This is a genomic window from Stenotrophomonas sp. SAM-B, from assembly GCF_013387485.1.
Classification (GTDB): Bacteria; Pseudomonadota; Gammaproteobacteria; order Xanthomonadales; family Xanthomonadaceae; genus Stenotrophomonas; species Stenotrophomonas maltophilia_AA.
On the sequence record NZ_JABBXB010000012.1, the window covers coordinates 21,441 to 36,802 of the forward strand.

14 protein-coding genes are annotated in these 15,362 nt (G+C 67.5%); 6 read left to right on the plus strand and 8 right to left on the minus strand.

The window, feature by feature from the left end:
- The first annotated feature begins 130 nt into the window (after positions 1-130).
- Together HH110_RS17050 and HH110_RS17055 are read left to right on the plus strand one after the other, a co-directional pair.
- Positions 131-1,222, plus strand: a complete 1,092-nt coding sequence (locus HH110_RS17050; RefSeq protein WP_176990757.1) for a PA0069 family radical SAM protein — start codon at positions 131-133, stop codon at positions 1,220-1,222.
- A 103-nt stretch (positions 1,223-1,325) separates the two neighbouring features.
- Positions 1,326-1,691 (plus strand): hypothetical protein, encoded by a 366-nt coding sequence (locus tag HH110_RS17055; protein WP_176990758.1) that lies wholly within the window; start codon positions 1,326-1,328, stop codon positions 1,689-1,691.
- On the opposite strand, the gene HH110_RS17060 is transcribed toward HH110_RS17055, so the two are convergent.
- The 3 genes from HH110_RS17060 to HH110_RS17070 all read right to left on the minus strand — a co-directional run bounded on the left by HH110_RS17060 (position 1,692) and on the right by HH110_RS17070 (position 4,862).
- On the minus strand, positions 1,692-2,402 hold the full coding sequence (locus HH110_RS17060; RefSeq protein ID WP_176990759.1) for a 2OG-Fe(II) oxygenase: 711 nt from the start codon (positions 2,400-2,402) through the stop codon (positions 1,692-1,694).
- A 109-nt stretch (positions 2,403-2,511) separates the two neighbouring features.
- Positions 2,512-3,528, minus strand: a complete 1,017-nt coding sequence (locus HH110_RS17065) for a class 1 fructose-bisphosphatase (RefSeq protein ID WP_176990760.1) — start codon at positions 3,526-3,528, stop codon at positions 2,512-2,514.
- 131 nt (positions 3,529-3,659) lie between these two features.
- Positions 3,660-4,862 carry an aromatic amino acid transaminase gene (locus tag HH110_RS17070; protein WP_176990761.1) on the minus strand — a complete coding sequence of 401 codons (1,203 nt, stop codon included), beginning with the start codon at positions 4,860-4,862 and terminating at the stop codon, positions 3,660-3,662.
- A gap of 176 nt (positions 4,863-5,038) precedes the next feature.
- On the opposite strand from HH110_RS17070, the gene HH110_RS17075 reads away from it, so the two are divergent.
- The gene (locus tag HH110_RS17075; protein ID WP_176990762.1) at positions 5,039-7,165 is read left to right on the plus strand and encodes a TonB-dependent receptor; all 2,127 of its coding nucleotides are present in this window, start codon (positions 5,039-5,041) and stop codon (positions 7,163-7,165) included.
- 1 nt (position 7,166) lies between these two features.
- Here HH110_RS17075 and HH110_RS17080 read toward each other — a convergent pair whose 3' ends face one another.
- Positions 7,167-7,508, minus strand: coding sequence for a hypothetical protein (locus HH110_RS17080; RefSeq protein WP_176990763.1), 342 nt, complete (start codon positions 7,506-7,508; stop codon positions 7,167-7,169).
- Positions 7,509-7,652: 144 nt separating this feature from the next.
- On the opposite strand from HH110_RS17080, the gene HH110_RS17085 reads away from it, so the two are divergent.
- The 3 genes from HH110_RS17085 to ligD all read left to right on the plus strand — a co-directional run bounded on the left by HH110_RS17085 (position 7,653) and on the right by ligD (position 11,653).
- Complete coding sequence (locus HH110_RS17085) at positions 7,653-8,048, plus strand: hypothetical protein (protein ID WP_176990764.1); 396 nt, start codon at positions 7,653-7,655, stop codon at positions 8,046-8,048.
- A gap of 95 nt (positions 8,049-8,143) precedes the next feature.
- Positions 8,144-9,085: a Ku protein gene (locus HH110_RS17090; protein ID WP_176990765.1), complete on the plus strand. Its 942-nt coding sequence runs from the start codon at positions 8,144-8,146 to the stop codon at positions 9,083-9,085.
- A 6-nt stretch (positions 9,086-9,091) separates the two neighbouring features.
- On the plus strand, positions 9,092-11,653 hold the full coding sequence (gene ligD / locus HH110_RS17095) for a DNA ligase D (RefSeq protein WP_176990766.1): 2,562 nt from the start codon (positions 9,092-9,094) through the stop codon (positions 11,651-11,653).
- On the opposite strand, the gene HH110_RS17100 is transcribed toward ligD, so the two are convergent.
- The 4 genes from HH110_RS17100 to adh form a co-directional block, all read right to left on the minus strand.
- Positions 11,654-12,049 (minus strand): hypothetical protein, encoded by a 396-nt coding sequence (locus tag HH110_RS17100; protein ID WP_176990767.1) that lies wholly within the window; start codon positions 12,047-12,049, stop codon positions 11,654-11,656.
- Positions 12,050-12,105: 56 nt separating this feature from the next.
- The gene (locus HH110_RS17105; protein WP_176990768.1) at positions 12,106-12,483 is read right to left on the minus strand and encodes a DUF779 domain-containing protein; all 378 of its coding nucleotides are present in this window, start codon (positions 12,481-12,483) and stop codon (positions 12,106-12,108) included.
- A gap of 115 nt (positions 12,484-12,598) precedes the next feature.
- Positions 12,599-13,627: an alcohol dehydrogenase AdhP gene (gene adhP, locus HH110_RS17110; RefSeq protein WP_176990769.1), complete on the minus strand. Its 1,029-nt coding sequence runs from the start codon at positions 13,625-13,627 to the stop codon at positions 12,599-12,601.
- 82 nt (positions 13,628-13,709) lie between these two features.
- A complete protein-coding gene (gene adh, locus HH110_RS17115) occupies positions 13,710-15,239 on the minus strand; it encodes an aldehyde dehydrogenase (protein ID WP_176990770.1) in 1,530 nt (509 codons plus the stop codon).
- Between the last annotated feature and the right edge of the window lie 123 nt (positions 15,240-15,362).

Consider the following 15,362-nt stretch of genomic DNA (forward strand, 5'->3'; position numbering starts at 1 on the left):
CCTGGCGCGGGTTTCACTTCCAATTGCCCCTGTGGTTAGTAATACTACTAACCATGGAAATCTCCTATCTCCGCCGTTCCGACGCCGCGACGTCTCATTCCCTGAGACCTCGCGGCGATAGCCTTTGATCATGGGTATTGCGATCAAAGGCCGGGGCTCCAGCACGCACTTGGCGGGCCGCTTCGAGGTCACCGTCAGCGAAGCGATGGACGACGGCTGGGCGCCGGACGAGAGCGAGGAGTTCGCCGCGCCGCGCCTGCGCACCGAAGTACGCGCCGAAACCGCGCGCAGCATCATCAGCCGCAACAAGTCGCCGGATGTCGGCTTCAGCCAGTCGGTCAATCCCTATCGAGGCTGCGAACATGGCTGCTCGTACTGCTTCGCCCGGCCCTCGCACGCCTATCTCAATCTCTCGCCCGGTCTGGACTTCGAGACCAAGCTGTTCGCCAAGACCAACGCCCCGCAGTTGCTGCGCAAGGAGTTCTCGCGGCCCGGGTACGTGCCACAGCCGATCGCGCTGGGTATCAATACCGATGCCTACCAGCCGATCGAGCGCAAGCTCAAACTGACGCGCCAGCTGATCGAGGTGATGCTGGAGACCCAGCACCCGTTCTCGCTGATCACCAAGAACGCGCTGGTCGAGCGTGACATCGACCTGCTCGCGCCGCTGGCCGAAAAGCAGCTGGTCAGCGTGCACTTCTCGGTGACCTCGCTGGACCCGCACCTGTCCGCCAGGCTGGAACCCCGTGCCTCGGCCCCGCATGCACGGCTGCGCGCGATGCGTCGCCTGAGCGATGCCGGCATCCCGGTCGGGGTGATGGTCGCGCCGGTGATCCCGTGGATCAACGATGCCGAACTGGAAGCTGTTCTCGAGGCTGCCCGTGATGCCGGTGCGTCCACCGCCGGCTACGTGCTGCTGCGCCTGCCGCTGGAAGTGGCACCGTTGTTCCGCGATTGGCTCGACACCCACCACCCGGACCGCGCCACGCACGTGATGAGCACCATCAACCAGCTGCGCGGCGGCAAGGACTACAACAGCCAGTTCGGCACGCGCATGCGCGGCGAAGGCGTGTACGCGGATCTGCTGTCCAACCGCTTCAAGCTGGCCCGCAAGCGCCTGGGCTTCGACGCGCAGAACAGCCACTGGCCGAAACTGGACTGCACCCGCTTCCTGCGGCCGCTGCCGCCGCGGGTGGACTCACCCCAAGGCTCGCTGTTCTAACCCGCGCCCCGATGGACTTTGGGACGCGCCCGCCCAACAATCGGGTCCAGGCACCGCGCCGCGGTGGTCTGACGTCCACATCGGATATCCAGGGGGGAACCACATGTCATCGGCAGCCACCTCGGCCGCGTCCAACGCGGCCAGCATCGCGATCAATGCCGCCATCACCGCAGCGGTGCAGCAGCAGCGCGACGCCGTGATCGCACACTTTACTGGACGCCAGGCGCTGTCTCCGCAGAGCGCGATCGCGGCCGACACCATCGACCCCGCATTGCAGGTGCCGCTGAAGTATTACCGCGACAACGGCGTCATCCGCGACGCCGGCGCTGATCGTCTCTATCTGGATCTGGACGTGCTGGCCGGGTTGAAGGCGAAAGCGAAGCGCACCGGCCGCACTGTGCTGATCACGGTGATGGTGTTGGCCGTGGTGGTGGTTGTCGGCGCTGTGTTGCTGGTGTTGGCGCGCTGATCAATTCCCACCAAACAATTTCTGCGCACTCTGGAAAAGAATCCAGCTCGTCGCAATGAACTTGTCCCCGCCCTGCGGCCGGTTGCCCCGATGCGTATGGGTGAACGCGGTCGGTGCGATCAACAGGCTGCCCGTGCGCGGCGCGACCTTGCGGCCCTGGAACAGGAACTCGGTTTCGCCGGCGTCGAAATCGTCGTTGAGGTAGAGCGTCCACAGCAGATGGCGGTGCAGTGTTTCGCCGGCTGGATCGCGTGGATACAGCTCGCAGTGCCAGTACGGATAGCCGCCCTCGCCCGCTGCATACCATTGCAGATTGATGGCACCCGGGCGCAGGCAGGTGCGGGCCAGATCGGACAACGCGGCGTCGTCCATGTCGGGGAAATCCTCGGCCGCCAACCGGCGCGGCTGGCCCTGGCTGTCCTGGATCTGCAACATCAACGGCGAGATCAGGGCCTGTGGATAACGGCGTAGATAAGTCAGCAAACCCTTGAAAACCGCCTGCTGCAGCACCGCTTCCGCCTGCCGCCACTCGGGGCGCCCGCTGATCCGCAGATCCTTGCTGTGCTTGAGTTCCGGGAACACGCCGCTGCCCACTTCGCCCGGCTGCAACTGCGTACTGGATCGCATCTGGGCCCGCAGGGCCGCGCAGACCTCGTTGGGGACGGCGTTGTGGATTACTTCGATGAAATCGAGCGGCGCGTCGGCAGTCATGGGGTCGTCCGTGGGCACGAGTGGCCGATGGTGACCGCTGCCGTGGCCGATGTCACGCCGTTCCCACGTAACAACAGGGCTGACCGATCGGCCAGCCCTGTGTAGGAAATCAACCCGCCGCGCTGTCGTGTTCGCGGTGGTAACGGGTGGCTTCTTCCACCTCGTTGCGCGAGCCGAGGAACACCGGCACGCGCTGGTGCAACTGGTCGGGCTGGATGTCGAGGATGCGCTCGCGGCCGGTGGTGGCAGCGCCGCCGGCCTGCTCGACCAGCAGGCCCATCGGGTTGGCTTCGTACATCAGGCGCAGCTTGCCGGCCTTGGACGGATCCTTCGTGTCCCACGGATAGATGAAGATGCCGCCGCGGGTCAGGATGCGGTGCACGTCGGCCACCATGCTGGCGATCCAGCGCATGTTGAAGTTCTTGCCGCGCGCGCCTTCCTTGCCGGCCAGCAGGTCCTGCACGTAGCCCTGCATCGGCGTTTCCCAATGCCGCTGGTTGGACATGTTGATCGCGAATTCCTGGGTGTCCGCCGGGATCTGCATGTCCGGCGTGGTCAGCACGAACTCGCCTTTCTCGCGGTCCAGGGTGAACGCATGCGTGCCGTGGCCGACGGTGAGCACCATCTGCGTGCTCGGCCCGTAGATGCAGTAGCCGGCCGCGACCTGCGCGGTGCCCGGCTGCAGGAAGCTGGCATCGTTGGTCTGCTCGGTGCCCGGCGGGCAGCGCAGCACCGAGAAGATGGTGCCGACCGACACGTTGACGTCGATGTTGGAGCTGCCATCGAGGGGATCGAACAGCAGCAGGAAGTCACCGCGCGGGTAGGTGTCGGGCACCGGCTGGCAGTGATCCATCTCTTCCGAGGCGCAGGCGGCCAGGTGGCCGCCCCATGCGTTGGCTTCCAGCAGGATCTCGTTGCTGATCACGTCCAGCTTCTTCTGCGCCTCGCCCTGCACGTTGCCGGTACCGGCTTCGCCGAGCACACCGCCCAGCGCGCCCTTGCTGACCGCGATGGAGATGCTGGTGCAGGCGCGGGCGACGACAGCGATCAGCTGGCGCAGATCGGCGTTGATGCGGCCGGCATGTTGCTCTTCGATCAGATAGCGGGTCAGCGACGTCTGGGACATGGAATCAGGCGGCCTTCAGAGGAGAAGCGCCTATTGTCGCCCTTCGCTGGAGCCATTACGAGGCGCGGGCGGCGCCACATGGCAGAACGGCCGCGCAGGGCGGCCGTTCTGCTTCACAGGGGCGATATCGCTCAGCCCTTGCTGACGGTCGCCACGGCCTTGGCCACGTATGCCAGGTTGCCCTGGTTCAGTGCGGCCACGCAGATGCGGCCGGTGCCGACGGCGTAGATCGCGAACTCGTCGCGCAGGCGGTCCACCTGGGCGCGGCTCAGGCCCGAGTACGAGAACATGCCGGCCTGGTCGTTGATGAAGGCGTACTCCGGTGCGCCGGCGGCGACCAGGTTCTCCACCAGGCCATGGCGCAGGGCGTGGATGCGCTCACGCATCTCGGTCAGTTCCGCTTCCCACACCTGGCGCAGCTCGACGCTGTTGAGCACGCCGGACACCAGTGCCGCACCGTGGTTGGACGGGCTGGAGTAGATCGTGCGGATGATGCGCTTGACCTGCGACTGCACGGCCTTGGCCGCGTTCGCGTCCGGGGCGACCACCGACAGTGCGCCAATGCGCTCGCCATACAACGAGAACGACTTGGAGTACGAATTGGCGACCACGAAGCTGTCGATGCCGGCCTCGGCGATGATGCGCACGGCGGCGCCGTCTTCGCTGATGCCCTTGTCGAAGCCCTGGTAGGCCATGTCGATGAACGGGAACAGCTGGCGGTCCTTCAACAGCTCGGCCACCTGCTTCCACTGCGCGACGGTGAGGTCGGCACCGGTCGGGTTGTGGCAGCACGCGTGCAGCAGCACCACGGTGCCCGGCTGCAGCTTGCCGAGGTCGGCGAGCATGCCGTCGAAGTCCACGCCATGCGTGGCGGCATCGAAGTAGGTGTAATCGACCACGTCGAAGCCGGCCGCGCCGAACACCGCGCGATGGTTTTCCCAGCTCGGGTTGCTGATCGCGATGGTGGCGTGCGGCAGCAGCTTGTGCAGCAGGTCCGCGCCGACGCGCAGCGCACCGCTGCCGCCGATGGTCTGCGAGGTGGCCACGCGGCCGGCGGCCAGCAGCGGCGAATCCTTGCCGAAGACCAGCTCACGGGTGGCCTGGTTGTAGGCCGGCAGGCCGTCGATCGGCAGGTAGCCGCGCGGTTTGGCGTCATTGGCCAGCTGCTGTTCGATCGTGTTCACGGCGCGGAGCAGCGGGATGCGGCCGCTCTCGTCGTAATAGATGCCCACGCCCAGGTTGACCTTGATCGGGCGGCTGTCGGCGTTGTAAGCCTCGGTCAGGCCCAGGATCGGGTCGCCTGGGACCAGTTCCACATTTGCAAAGAAGGACACGGCGGTACTCATTCGGATGACGGAAGGGGGAGGGTGGCGCGACGCGGATCTGGCGGCAGAATCAGCCAAAACCGACCCATCGTAACAAAGCCCCGCCGAGGGCGCCGAGGCTGTCGTCACGTCCGCTTCCGTACCATGGCGTGCGGCACGCCCATTCACCGAGGATCCCGCCCCGCATGCTCCGTCTTACCCCGCTGGCCCGCCACTGTGCGCTGGCCTCGGCCGTGTTGCTGCCATCGCTGGCGCAGGCCCAGAACACCCCCGCCCCGCCCGCGCCGGTCGAGCGGCTGCCCACCGTGCAGGTCCAGGCCGCGCGCGTGGCACAGGTGGCCGATATCGACCTGCCGGCCTCGCTGACCACAGTCTGGGTGGACGAGGACCGTACCGGACCGCTGGCCCAGCTCTCCGAGGCGCTCAACGGCATTCCCGGGGTGGTTGCCCGCGATCGTCAGAACTACGCGCAGGATACCCAGCTCTCGATCCGCGGTTTCGGCGCGCGCTCGACCTTCGGCGTGCGCGGCGTGCGGGTGCTGGTGGACGGTGTACCGGCCACCATGCCCGACGGCCAGGGCCAGCTCTCCCACGCCAGCCTGCTCTCGGCGCAGCGCGTGGAAGTGCTGCGCGGGCCGTTCTCGGCGCTGTACGGCAACTCCTCCGGCGGCGTGGTCCAGGTCTGGAGCGCGGACGGCGCCGAAGGCGACCCGTGGCGCCTGCGGGTGGATACCGGCAGCGACAACACCGTGAGCGCCGGCGCCCAGCTGCGCGGCGTGCAGGGACCGATCCGCTACAACGTGGCCGCCAACCACTTCCGCACCGATGGCTGGCGCGACCACAGCCGGGCCCGGCGCGAGTCGGTCAACGCCCGTCTCGGCACCGATGTCGGTGGCGGCCAGCTTGATCTGGTGCTGAACTACTTCGATGCACCCGATGCGCAGGATCCGCTCGGCCTGACCCGCGCCCAGGTGCGCGAGAACCCGCGCCAGGCCACCGCCGTGGCCACCCAGTACAACACCCGCAAATCCGTGCGCCAGGCCCAGGCCGGGCTGGTGTTCACCCGAACGGAAGGCGCGCAGACGTGGCGTGCGATGGGCTATGCCGGTCAGCGAAGTGTCGAGCAATACCTGGCGATCCCGCCGGGGCCGCAGGCCAATCCGCTGCATGCCGGCGGGGTGATCGACCTGGACGGGGCCTACGGCGGTGTCGACGCGCGCTGGGCCTGGCGGGGCGACTGGGCCGGGCGCCCGCTGGACGTGGTGATCGGCGCCAATGCCGACCGTCAGCAGCAGGATCGCAACGGTTACGAGAACTTCGTGGGCGACCAGGTGGGCATCAAGGGCCGCCTGCGCCGTGACCAGAGCGACCGGGTCGAGAACGTGGACCAGTTCGCCCAGGCGTGGTGGCAGTGGGCGCCGCGCTGGTCGTTGCTGCTCGGTGTGCGCCACAGCACGGTCCGTTTCCGCTCCAACGACCACTACATCACCGCCGGAAATCCGGACGACAGCGGTTCGCGGCGTTACGAGGCGACCACGCCGGTGGCCGGGGTGGTGTTCCGTGCCAGCGATGCCTGGCGGCTGTACGCCTCGGCCGGCCGTGGCTTTGAAACCCCGACCTTCAACGAGCTGGGCTACCGCGCCGATGGCCAGGCCGGGCTGGCGCTGGATCTCTCTGCGGCCCGCAGCCGCAACCTGGAAGTCGGCAGCAAATGGCATGGGCAGAGTGGCGCGCAGGTCGAGGCCGCGCTGTTCCGCGCCGATACCGATGACGAGCTGGCCGTGGCCAGCAACAGCGGCGGCCGCAGCACCTACCGCAACATCGGCCGCACCCGCCGCCAGGGCGCGGAGGCCAGCGTCGTGCAGCCGCTGGGCACGCAGGCGGATCTCTCGCTGGCCTACACCTGGATCGAGGCCACCGTGCGCGACCCGTATGCGCTGTGCGCGGCCACGGGCTGCAACACGGTGACGGCCGGTTCACGCCTGCCGGGCGTGCCCAGGCAGCAGTGGAACGCGCGGGTGCAGTACCGGCCGGGCCCGTGGCAGTGGGCGGCCGAGGTCGTGGCCTCCAGCGACACCGTGGTCAACGACCTGGCCACCGACATCGCACCGGGCTACGCGCTGCTGAATCTGGAACTGTCGCGGCGCTGGACCACCGCGCAGGGCACGCTGCGGGCCTTCGCGCGGATCGACAATGCGCTGGACCAGCGTTACATCGGCTCGGTGATCGTCAACGACGGCAACCAGCGCTTCTTCGAACCCGGCCCGGACCGCCGCTACAACGTGGGGTTGCAGTGGCAGTGGGCGCCGTGACCTAACGGGGCGGCTTGGCGGGCACGAACGGTGAGGTCGGGTCGCTCGCCGGGAAGGTCTCTTCCAGCGCCTCGTCCTGGTTGTCGCTGGCGTGTTCCTTGCGCTGGCGGCGCTGGTATTCATCTTCGCGGCGGTGATGACCGGCCGGGCCCTTCTCACTGGCGGCCGAATCCTTGCGGTCGCGCGGGACGGGGTCCGGGGTGACCGCCACCGGCAGGTGATCGGGTGTGTCGTCGGGCACGGACATGCCGGCGCCGCGGTCTTCGGCATCCTGGTTGTCATGTTTGGCGCGCTGCTCGCCGGGGACCGGGGCGGTGGCGTCGCGCAGGGGATCGCGTGGCATGGGAGTTCTCCAGTAACGGTGCGCTCCACTACAGCGCGCGGCGGGTGAAGTCGCCGCGAATCCCGTTGCAGCAACGAATCTGTCACGGCTGGATAACGGCGGCGGGTCTATTCCTGCCTGCCCCACCGCTGTCGGAGTCGTGTCATGCCCCGCCTGGACCGCCGTGCCGCACCCGCGTTGTTCAACGCCTACCTGCAGCCGGAACGGAGCGGGCGCCGTGCGCGCCGCGACCGCGCCGAGGACGCGCAGGCGATCGCACAGGACTACCTGCAGTACATGCGCAGCGATTACGAGCAGCGCCGCAGCCACGGCCGCCGCAGCTGGCGTGACCTCTACCCGGCCTATGCCTTCGCGCTGACCACGCATTACGCCGACTGGCCGCGCGGCGCCGACGACACCGATGGCGAGCTGGCCGAGCACTGGGAGCAGATGCGCGGCCAATCCCGGCTGGGCTGGCCGCAGGCGCGGGCTGTGGTCGAGGATGCTTGGCTGGCGCTGGACCACATGCCGGCGGCGGCGGTGCACGGCCTGCTGCAGTAGCAGTGCCGTGCAGCCGGCCTGCACAGGCCGGACACGGGCGTTTCACGTGCCGCGCGGTACAGCTGCCCTCCCTGTAGTGTTGGAGTGGCGCCACCATGGCCCGACCGATCTGGACCGGCACGCTGTCATTCGGGCTGCTCAATGTCCCGGTGTCGCTGATGTCCGGCGAACGCAACGTCGATCTGCACTTCCGGATGCTCGATTCGCGCGACCGCAAACCGATCCGCTTCGAGCGCGTCAACGCCGACACCGGCGAGGAAGTGCCGTGGAAGGACATCGTCAAAGCCTACGAATACGACAAGGGCAGCTACGTCGTGCTGGAGGAAGACGATATCCGCTCGGCCGCACCGGAGAGCCATGAGGCGGTCGAGGTGGAGACCTTCGTCGATGCCGGCACGATCGATCCGCGCTACTACGAGAAGCCCTACCTGCTGGTGCCCGCCAAGAAAGCCGAGAAAGGCTACGTGCTGCTGCGCGAAACGCTGCGCAGCACCGGCAAGGTCGGCATCGCACGGGTGGTGGTGCGCACCCGCGAGTACCTGTGCGCGGTGATGCCGCATGGCGATGCGCTGGTGCTGATGATCCTGCGCTATCCGCAGGAACTGGTGGACCCGGAAGACTACAAGCTGCCCAGTGGCAGCCTGTCCGAATACCGCATCAACAGCAAGGAAACCGCCATGGCCGAGCAGCTGATCGAGTCGATGTCCGGCGAATGGAAGCCGGACGAGTACCACGATGAGTTCCGCGAGCGCCTGCACACGCTGCTGAAGAAGCGGATCAAGGCCAAGGGCGGCACCACCAAGGTGGAGGAAGAGCCGGTTCCGCGCGAGGACGATGCGACCAACGTAGTCGACTTCATGTCGCTGCTGCAGAAGAGCCTGGATGCCAAGAAGCGCACGCCGGCGGCCAGGAAGACACCGGCGAAGAAGGCCACGGCCAAGGTCGCCAAACCCACTGCCGCGAAGAAGGCGACCAAGACAGCGGGCAAGGCAGCCAAAAAGACAACCAAGCGCGCGCCCGCGCGCAAAGCCGGGTAAGCGCGCATGTCCCTGCAGGAGTACCGCCGCAAACGCCGCTTCGACGGCACTCCCGAGCCGGACGCCGAGCGTCGCGGTGCACCGGCGCGGCGACCGATCTTCGTCGTGCAGCTGCACCATGCCAGCTCGCGCCACTACGACTTCCGGCTGGAAGCCGATGGCGTGCTCAAGAGCTGGGCGGTGCCGAAGGGCCCCTCGCTGCGTGTCGGCGAGAAGCGGCTCGCGGTGGAGGTGGAGGACCATCCCCTGTCCTATGCCACCTTTGCCGGTGATATCCCCAGCGGTCATTACGGTGCGGGGCACGTGGATGTCTACGACCACGGTACCTGGGCCTGCGATGGCGATCCGCTGGAGGCGATCGCGGCTGGCAAGGTGGACTTCGTGCTGCACGGCGAGCGGCTGAAAGGCGGCTGGAAGCTGGTGCGCACCGCGATGAAGGGCAAGCAGCACCAGTGGCTGCTGATCAAACGCGATGACGAAGAGGCGAGGGACATGGAGGCCGATGATCTGCTGGAGGGGCCGCCGACAGCGGCCAAGCGCGCGGGCACGAAGAAGGCCGCCGCGGCCAACACGAAGAAGGCGACCCCGGCAAAGAAGACCGCACCCGCCAAGCCTGTGAGGAACGGCGCCGCACGCAAGGCCGACGCGCGCTGGTCCAAACGCGCGCTCGCGCTTGAAGGCGCACGCGAGAGGCCCTACCCGCATGATTTCAAGCCGCAGCTGACCGATCACCGTGCCAGCGCGCCGGACGGCGAGCAGTGGCTGCACGAGATCAAATGGGACGGCTACCGCCTGCTGGCCGACGTGCGCGAGGGCGTGGTTGCGCTGCGCTCGCGCGGTGGCCTCAACTGGACGGACGATTTCCCGGAAGTGGTGCAGGCGATCGAGCGGCTGCCGGTGCGCGATCTGCGCCTGGACGGTGAGCTGGTGGTGCTGGATGCGCAGGGCCGCAGTGATTTCACCGCGTTGCAGAAGGTCATCGACGGCACCGCGAAGCAGCCGCTGCGCTACGTGGTGTTCGACATGCCCGGCATCGCCGGGGTGGATGTCAGCCGCGTGCCCCTGCTGGAGCGCAAGGCGCTGCTCAAGGACCTGCTGGGCAGCAAGCCGGACACCCTGGCCTACAGCGACCACGTGCGCGACCACGGCCCGGCGGTGTTCGCCGCCAGTGGCGAAGCCGGCTTCGAAGGCATCATCAGCAAGCGGATCGACGCGCCCTACGTCAACGCGCGCTCGCGCGACTGGATCAAGATCAAGCACGAGAACACCGATGAGTTCCTCATTGTCGGTTACACCGAGCCCAAGGGATCGCGCAGTGGCTTCGGCTCGCTGCTGATGGCCACGCCGGCCAAGGGCGGGCTGCGCTATGTCGGCCGGGTAGGCACGGGTTTCGATGATGCGGCGCTGCGCGCGCTGACGAAGCAACTGACGCCGCTGACCGTGAAGGACGCGGTGGTCGAACTGCCCTCGCACGTGCCGTTCACCGCGCGCAGCGTGCACTGGGTGAAGCCGGTGCTGGTCGCGGAAGTCGCCTTCCGCGGCTGGGCGAAGGAAGGCCTGCTGCGCCAGGCCAGCTTCAAGCGCCTGCGCGAAGACAAACAGCCGAAGGATCTGGGCGCGGCAGCCAACGTCACTACCGCCGCTGCGTCCGCCTCCGCCCCGGCGGCGAAAACCAGCGGCCGGAAGCAGGCCGCAGCTGCGCAGGAAGAGAGCACCGTGACGATCAGCCATCCCGAACGCGTGGTGTTCGCCAAGGCGAAGATCACCAAGGGCGAGGTGGCCGACTACTACCGCCGCATGGCGCGCTGGATCCTGCCCGAGGTCGCGCACCGTCCGCTGTCGGTGCTGCGCTGCCCGGACGGCGTGGACAAGCCCTGCTTCTTCCAGAAACACCATGGCACCGGCCTGGGCGGCGCGGTCAAGGCGATCCCGCTGGAACAGAAAAGCGGGCGCGAGGATTACCTCTACATCGAGGATGTGGAGGGGCTGCTGCAGCTGGTGCAGATGAACACCCTGGAGCTGCATCCCTGGGGCGCGACCGTCGATGGCCCCGAACATCCGGACCGGCTGGTGTTCGATCTGGATCCGGGTGAAGGCGTGAACTGGACGCAGATCAAGGCCGCCGCACGCGACGTGCGCGCGCGCCTGCAGGAAGCCGGATTGGAGAGTTTCGTCCGGCTCTCCGGCGGCAAGGGCGTGCACGTGGTGGTGCCCTTGCAGCCCAAGGCTGACTGGGCCCAGGCCAAGGACTTCTGCGAGGCGTTCGCGCAGGCCATGGCCACCCAGGCACCGGACCGCTACGTGGCGACGATGAGCAAGGCCAAGCGCGATGGAGTGATTTTCATCGATTGGCTGCGCAATGCGCGCGGCGCCACCAGTGTGAGTTCGTGGTCGCTGCGGGCGCGGCCGGGTGCCGGCGTGGCGGTACCCCTGCGCTGGGAAGAGCTGGGCCGCGTCACGGCGCCGGACGCCTTCCCGCTGGCGAAGGCGCTGCAGCGCGCGGAGCGGTTGAAGCAGGATCCGTGGGAGGGCATCGAGCAGGTGAAGCAGGTACTGCGCGGCAGCTGATCAGGCGCGCCCTGGCCGGAACCGTGTGCCCAGCCACAGGCCGAGCAGGGCCTGCACCGGCAGCGAGACCAGCAGGATCACCACGAACCAGAACGGGAAGTCGCTGCCGAAATCCCAGGCGGTATAGATCGATGCGGCCGCGATCACCGCCCACACCACGCCGCCGTGCACACGCGGCCAGGTGGGCGCATAACGGCTGGCGAAGGCGATCGCAGCGATGCCGCTGAGGATCGTCCAGGCCAGGTCCCAGGCCAGCTGGGTTTCTCCGCCGGGCGGAATGCGCAGCAACGGCACCAGCCAGGAACCGACGCTGTTGACCAGCACCATCACCGCGAACGCGAACACGACGGCGAGCACGGACAGCAGCGGATTTTTCAGGGCGGACCACACAGGCATGGCGGCGACATCACGGCGGGAGAGCCACCATTATGGACGGGTTGCCGCGGCGTGTTTCAGACCCGGCCGGCCGCCTTGAGCTGGGCGAACTCGTCATCACTGAACAGCCGCGAGCGGACCAGGAAGCGCACGCCCTCGCCGTTCTCCAGCGAGAACATGCCGCCGCGGCCGGGCACCACGTCGATGATCAGCTGGGTGTGCTTCCAGTACTCGAACTGCGAGGGACTGATGTAGAACGGCGCCCCGCCGATCTCGCCCATGCGCACGTCACGGTCGCCGACGATGAAATCGCCCTGGGCGAAACACATCGGCGAGGAGCCGTCGCAGCAGCCACCGGACTGGTGGAACAGCAGGTCGCCGTGGCGGGCCTGCAGTGTCTCGATCAGCTGCAGGGCCGGGAGCGTGGCCATTACCTGGAGCGGTAGGTCGGTCATGATCGGGGGGGCACCCTGGGCGCCGGCGAGTGGCCGGCAGGACGGAAGAACCGGCGCTGCCGTCCTGCTGCCACCGGGAGAGGGGAAGCGGCGCAGGACGGCAACGCGGCGCCGTTTACGCGCTCATGTCCAGCACCACGCGGCCTTCGATCTTGCCGGCCTGCATGCGCGCGAAGATGTCGTTGATGTTCTCCAGCGAATCGCTGGTGACCGTGGCGGCGACCTTGCCCTGCTCGGCGAACTCCAGCGATTCCTGAAGGTCCAGGCGGGTGCCGACGATCGAGCCACGCACGGTGATGCCGTTGAGCACCATGCCGAAGATATCCAGCGGGAAGTTGCCCGGCGGCAGGCCGTTCAACGAGACCGTGCCACCGCGGCGGACCATGCCCAGTGCCTGCTCGAAGGCCTTCGGCGAGACGGCCGTGACCAGTGCCCCATGCGCCCCGCCGATCTCCTTCTTCAGGAACGCCGCCGGATCGGTGTTGCGCGCGTTGACGGTGATCGTCGCACCGAGCCGCTCGGCCAGGGCGAGCTTGCCGTCGTCGATATCCACCGCGGCCACGTTCAGGCCCATCGCCTTGGCGTACTGCACGGCCATGTGGCCCAGCCCGCCGATGCCGGAAATCACCACCCACTGGCCCGGCTTCGTATCGGTGACCTTCAGGCCCTTGTAGACAGTGACGCCGGCGCACAGGATCGGCGCGACCTCGATGAAGCCCACGCTCTTGGGCAGCAGCCCGACATACGCCGCGTTGGCCAACGCGTACTCGGCGAAACCACCGTTCACCGAGTAGCCGGTGTTCTGCTGCGCCTCGCAAAGGGTCTCCCAGCCGCCCAGGCAGTGCTCGCAATAGCCACAGGCCGAGTACAGCCACGGGATGCCGACGCGGTCGCCTTCGCGGATGTGGCTGACACCCGCACCCACCGCCACCACGTGGCCGACGCCCTCGTGGCCGGGAATGAACGGCGGGTTGGGCTTGACCGGCCAGTCACCGTCGACCGCATGCAGGTCGGTGTGGCACACGCCACAGGCTTCGATCTTCACCAGGATGTCGCCCGGGCCGGGACGCGGCACCTCGACTTCCTCGATGCGCAACGGCTTTCCGAATTCGCGGACGACAGCGGCCTTCATGGTCTTGTTCATGCGTGGATCTCCGTGGATTGCCAATGACTGCACTGTGGCGCCGGCCGCATGCCGGCGCCTTGATCGGGATCAAGCCCGGGGCTCAGAAGAAGCCCAGCTTCCTGGGCGAGTAGCTGACCAGCAGGTTCTTGGTCTGCTGGTAGTGGTCGAGCATCATCTTGTGGTTCTCGCGGCCGATGCCCGACTGCTTGTAGCCACCGAATGCGGCATGGGCCGGATAGGCGTGGTAGCAGTTGGTCCACACGCGCCCGGCCTGGATGCCACGGCCCATGCGGTACAGGCGCGAGGCATCCCGGCTCCACACACCGGCACCGAGGCCGTACAGCGTGTCGTTGGCGAGCTCCAGGGCTTCTTCCTCGGTCTTGAACGTGGTCACCGAGACCACCGGCCCGAAGATCTCTTCCTGGAACACGCGCATCCTGTTGTGGCCCTCGAACACGGTCGGCTTCACGTAGAAGCCGCCGGCCAGGTCGCCCTCGAGCGTGGCCTGCTCGCCGCCGATCAGCACCTCGGCGCCTTCCTGCCGGCCGATGTCGAAGTAGGAGAGGATCTTTTCCAGCTGCTCGGAGGAGGCCTGCGCACCGACCATGGTGGTGGGGTCGAGCGGATTGCCCTGCTTGATCGCGGCCACGCGCTTGAGCGCACGTTCCATGAATTCTTCGTAGATCGATTCCTGGATCAGCGCGCGCGAGGGGCAGGTACACACCTCGCCCTGGTTGAACGCGAACAGCACGAAGCCTTCCACGGCCTTGTCGAGGAAATCGTCGTCCTCGGCCATCACGTCGGCGAAGAAGATGTTGGGCGATTTGCCGCCGAGTTCCAGCGTCACCGGAATCAGGTTCTGGCTGGCGTACTGCATGATCAGGCGGCCGGTGGTGGTCTCGCCGGTGAAGGCGATCTTGGCGATGCGCGGGTTGGACGCCAGCGGCTTGCCGGCCTCCACGCCGAAGCCGTTGACCACGTTGAGCACGCCCTTGGGCAGCAGGTCGCCGATCACTTCCATCAGCACCAGGATCGAGGCCGGCGTCTGCTCGGCCGGCTTGAGCACCACGCAGTTGCCGGCGGCCAGCGCGGGCGCCAGTTTCCACGCCGCCATCAGCATCGGGAAGTTCCACGGGATGATCTGCCCGACCACGCCGAGCGGCTCGTGGAAATGGTAGGCGATGGTGTCCTTGTCGATCTCCGACAGGCTGCCTTCCTGCGCGCGTACCGCGCCGGCGAAGTAGCGGAAGTGATCGGCCATCAGCGGCACGTCGGCGTTGAGCGTTTCGCGGATCGGCTTGCCGTTGTCCCAGGTTTCGGCATGGGCGAGCAGCTCGAGGTTCTCCTCGATGCGGTCGGCGATCCTGTTGAGGATGTTGGCGCGCTCGGTGGTCGAGGTCTGGCCCCAGGCGGTCTTGGCCGCGTGGGCAGCGTCCAGCGCCGCTTCGATGTCCTCGGCGTTGGAGCGGGCGACCTCGGTGAACACCTTGCCGGTCACCGGGGTGGTGTTCTCGAAGTACTGGCCGCTGCGCGGCGCCACCCACTCCCCGCCGATGTAGTTGCCGTAGCGCGGCTTGAAGATGGACTGCGGATCGGTGGCGTGCGGCTTGGCGGACGTGACGGCATTCATGGGTGCATCTCCGGATGGCAGTGGACAGGCCCGGTAAGGGTCTGTCCCCTGCCGCAAGGACGATGCCAGGTTCGGTGTGGTGCAGTGCGGCAAGGCATGACCCGGCGCGCCGATTGGAAAGCG

Bases quoted from the DNA above. Each gene is read 5' to 3' on its own strand.
- HH110_RS17050 (WP_176990757.1), top strand. From the start codon at position 131: ATGGGTATTGCGATCAAAGGCCGGGGCTCCAGCACGCACTTGGCGGGC.
- HH110_RS17055 (WP_176990758.1), top strand. From the start codon at position 1,326: ATGTCATCGGCAGCCACCTCGGCCGCGTCCAACGCGGCCAGCATCGCG.
- HH110_RS17060 (WP_176990759.1), bottom strand. From the start codon at position 2,402: ATGACTGCCGACGCGCCGCTCGATTTCATCGAAGTAATCCACAACGCC.
- HH110_RS17065 (WP_176990760.1), bottom strand. From the start codon at position 3,528: ATGTCCCAGACGTCGCTGACCCGCTATCTGATCGAAGAGCAACATGCC.
- HH110_RS17075 (WP_176990762.1), top strand. From the start codon at position 5,039: ATGCTCCGTCTTACCCCGCTGGCCCGCCACTGTGCGCTGGCCTCGGCC.
- HH110_RS17080 (WP_176990763.1), bottom strand. From the start codon at position 7,508: ATGCCACGCGATCCCCTGCGCGACGCCACCGCCCCGGTCCCCGGCGAG.
- HH110_RS17085 (WP_176990764.1), top strand. From the start codon at position 7,653: ATGCCCCGCCTGGACCGCCGTGCCGCACCCGCGTTGTTCAACGCCTAC.
- HH110_RS17090 (WP_176990765.1), top strand. From the start codon at position 8,144: ATGGCCCGACCGATCTGGACCGGCACGCTGTCATTCGGGCTGCTCAAT.
- ligD (WP_176990766.1), top strand. From the start codon at position 9,092: ATGTCCCTGCAGGAGTACCGCCGCAAACGCCGCTTCGACGGCACTCCC.
- HH110_RS17100 (WP_176990767.1), bottom strand. From the start codon at position 12,049: ATGCCTGTGTGGTCCGCCCTGAAAAATCCGCTGCTGTCCGTGCTCGCC.
- HH110_RS17105 (WP_176990768.1), bottom strand. From the start codon at position 12,483: ATGACCGACCTACCGCTCCAGGTAATGGCCACGCTCCCGGCCCTGCAG.
- adhP (WP_176990769.1), bottom strand. From the start codon at position 13,627: ATGAACAAGACCATGAAGGCCGCTGTCGTCCGCGAATTCGGAAAGCCG.
- adh (WP_176990770.1), bottom strand. From the start codon at position 15,239: ATGAATGCCGTCACGTCCGCCAAGCCGCACGCCACCGATCCGCAGTCC.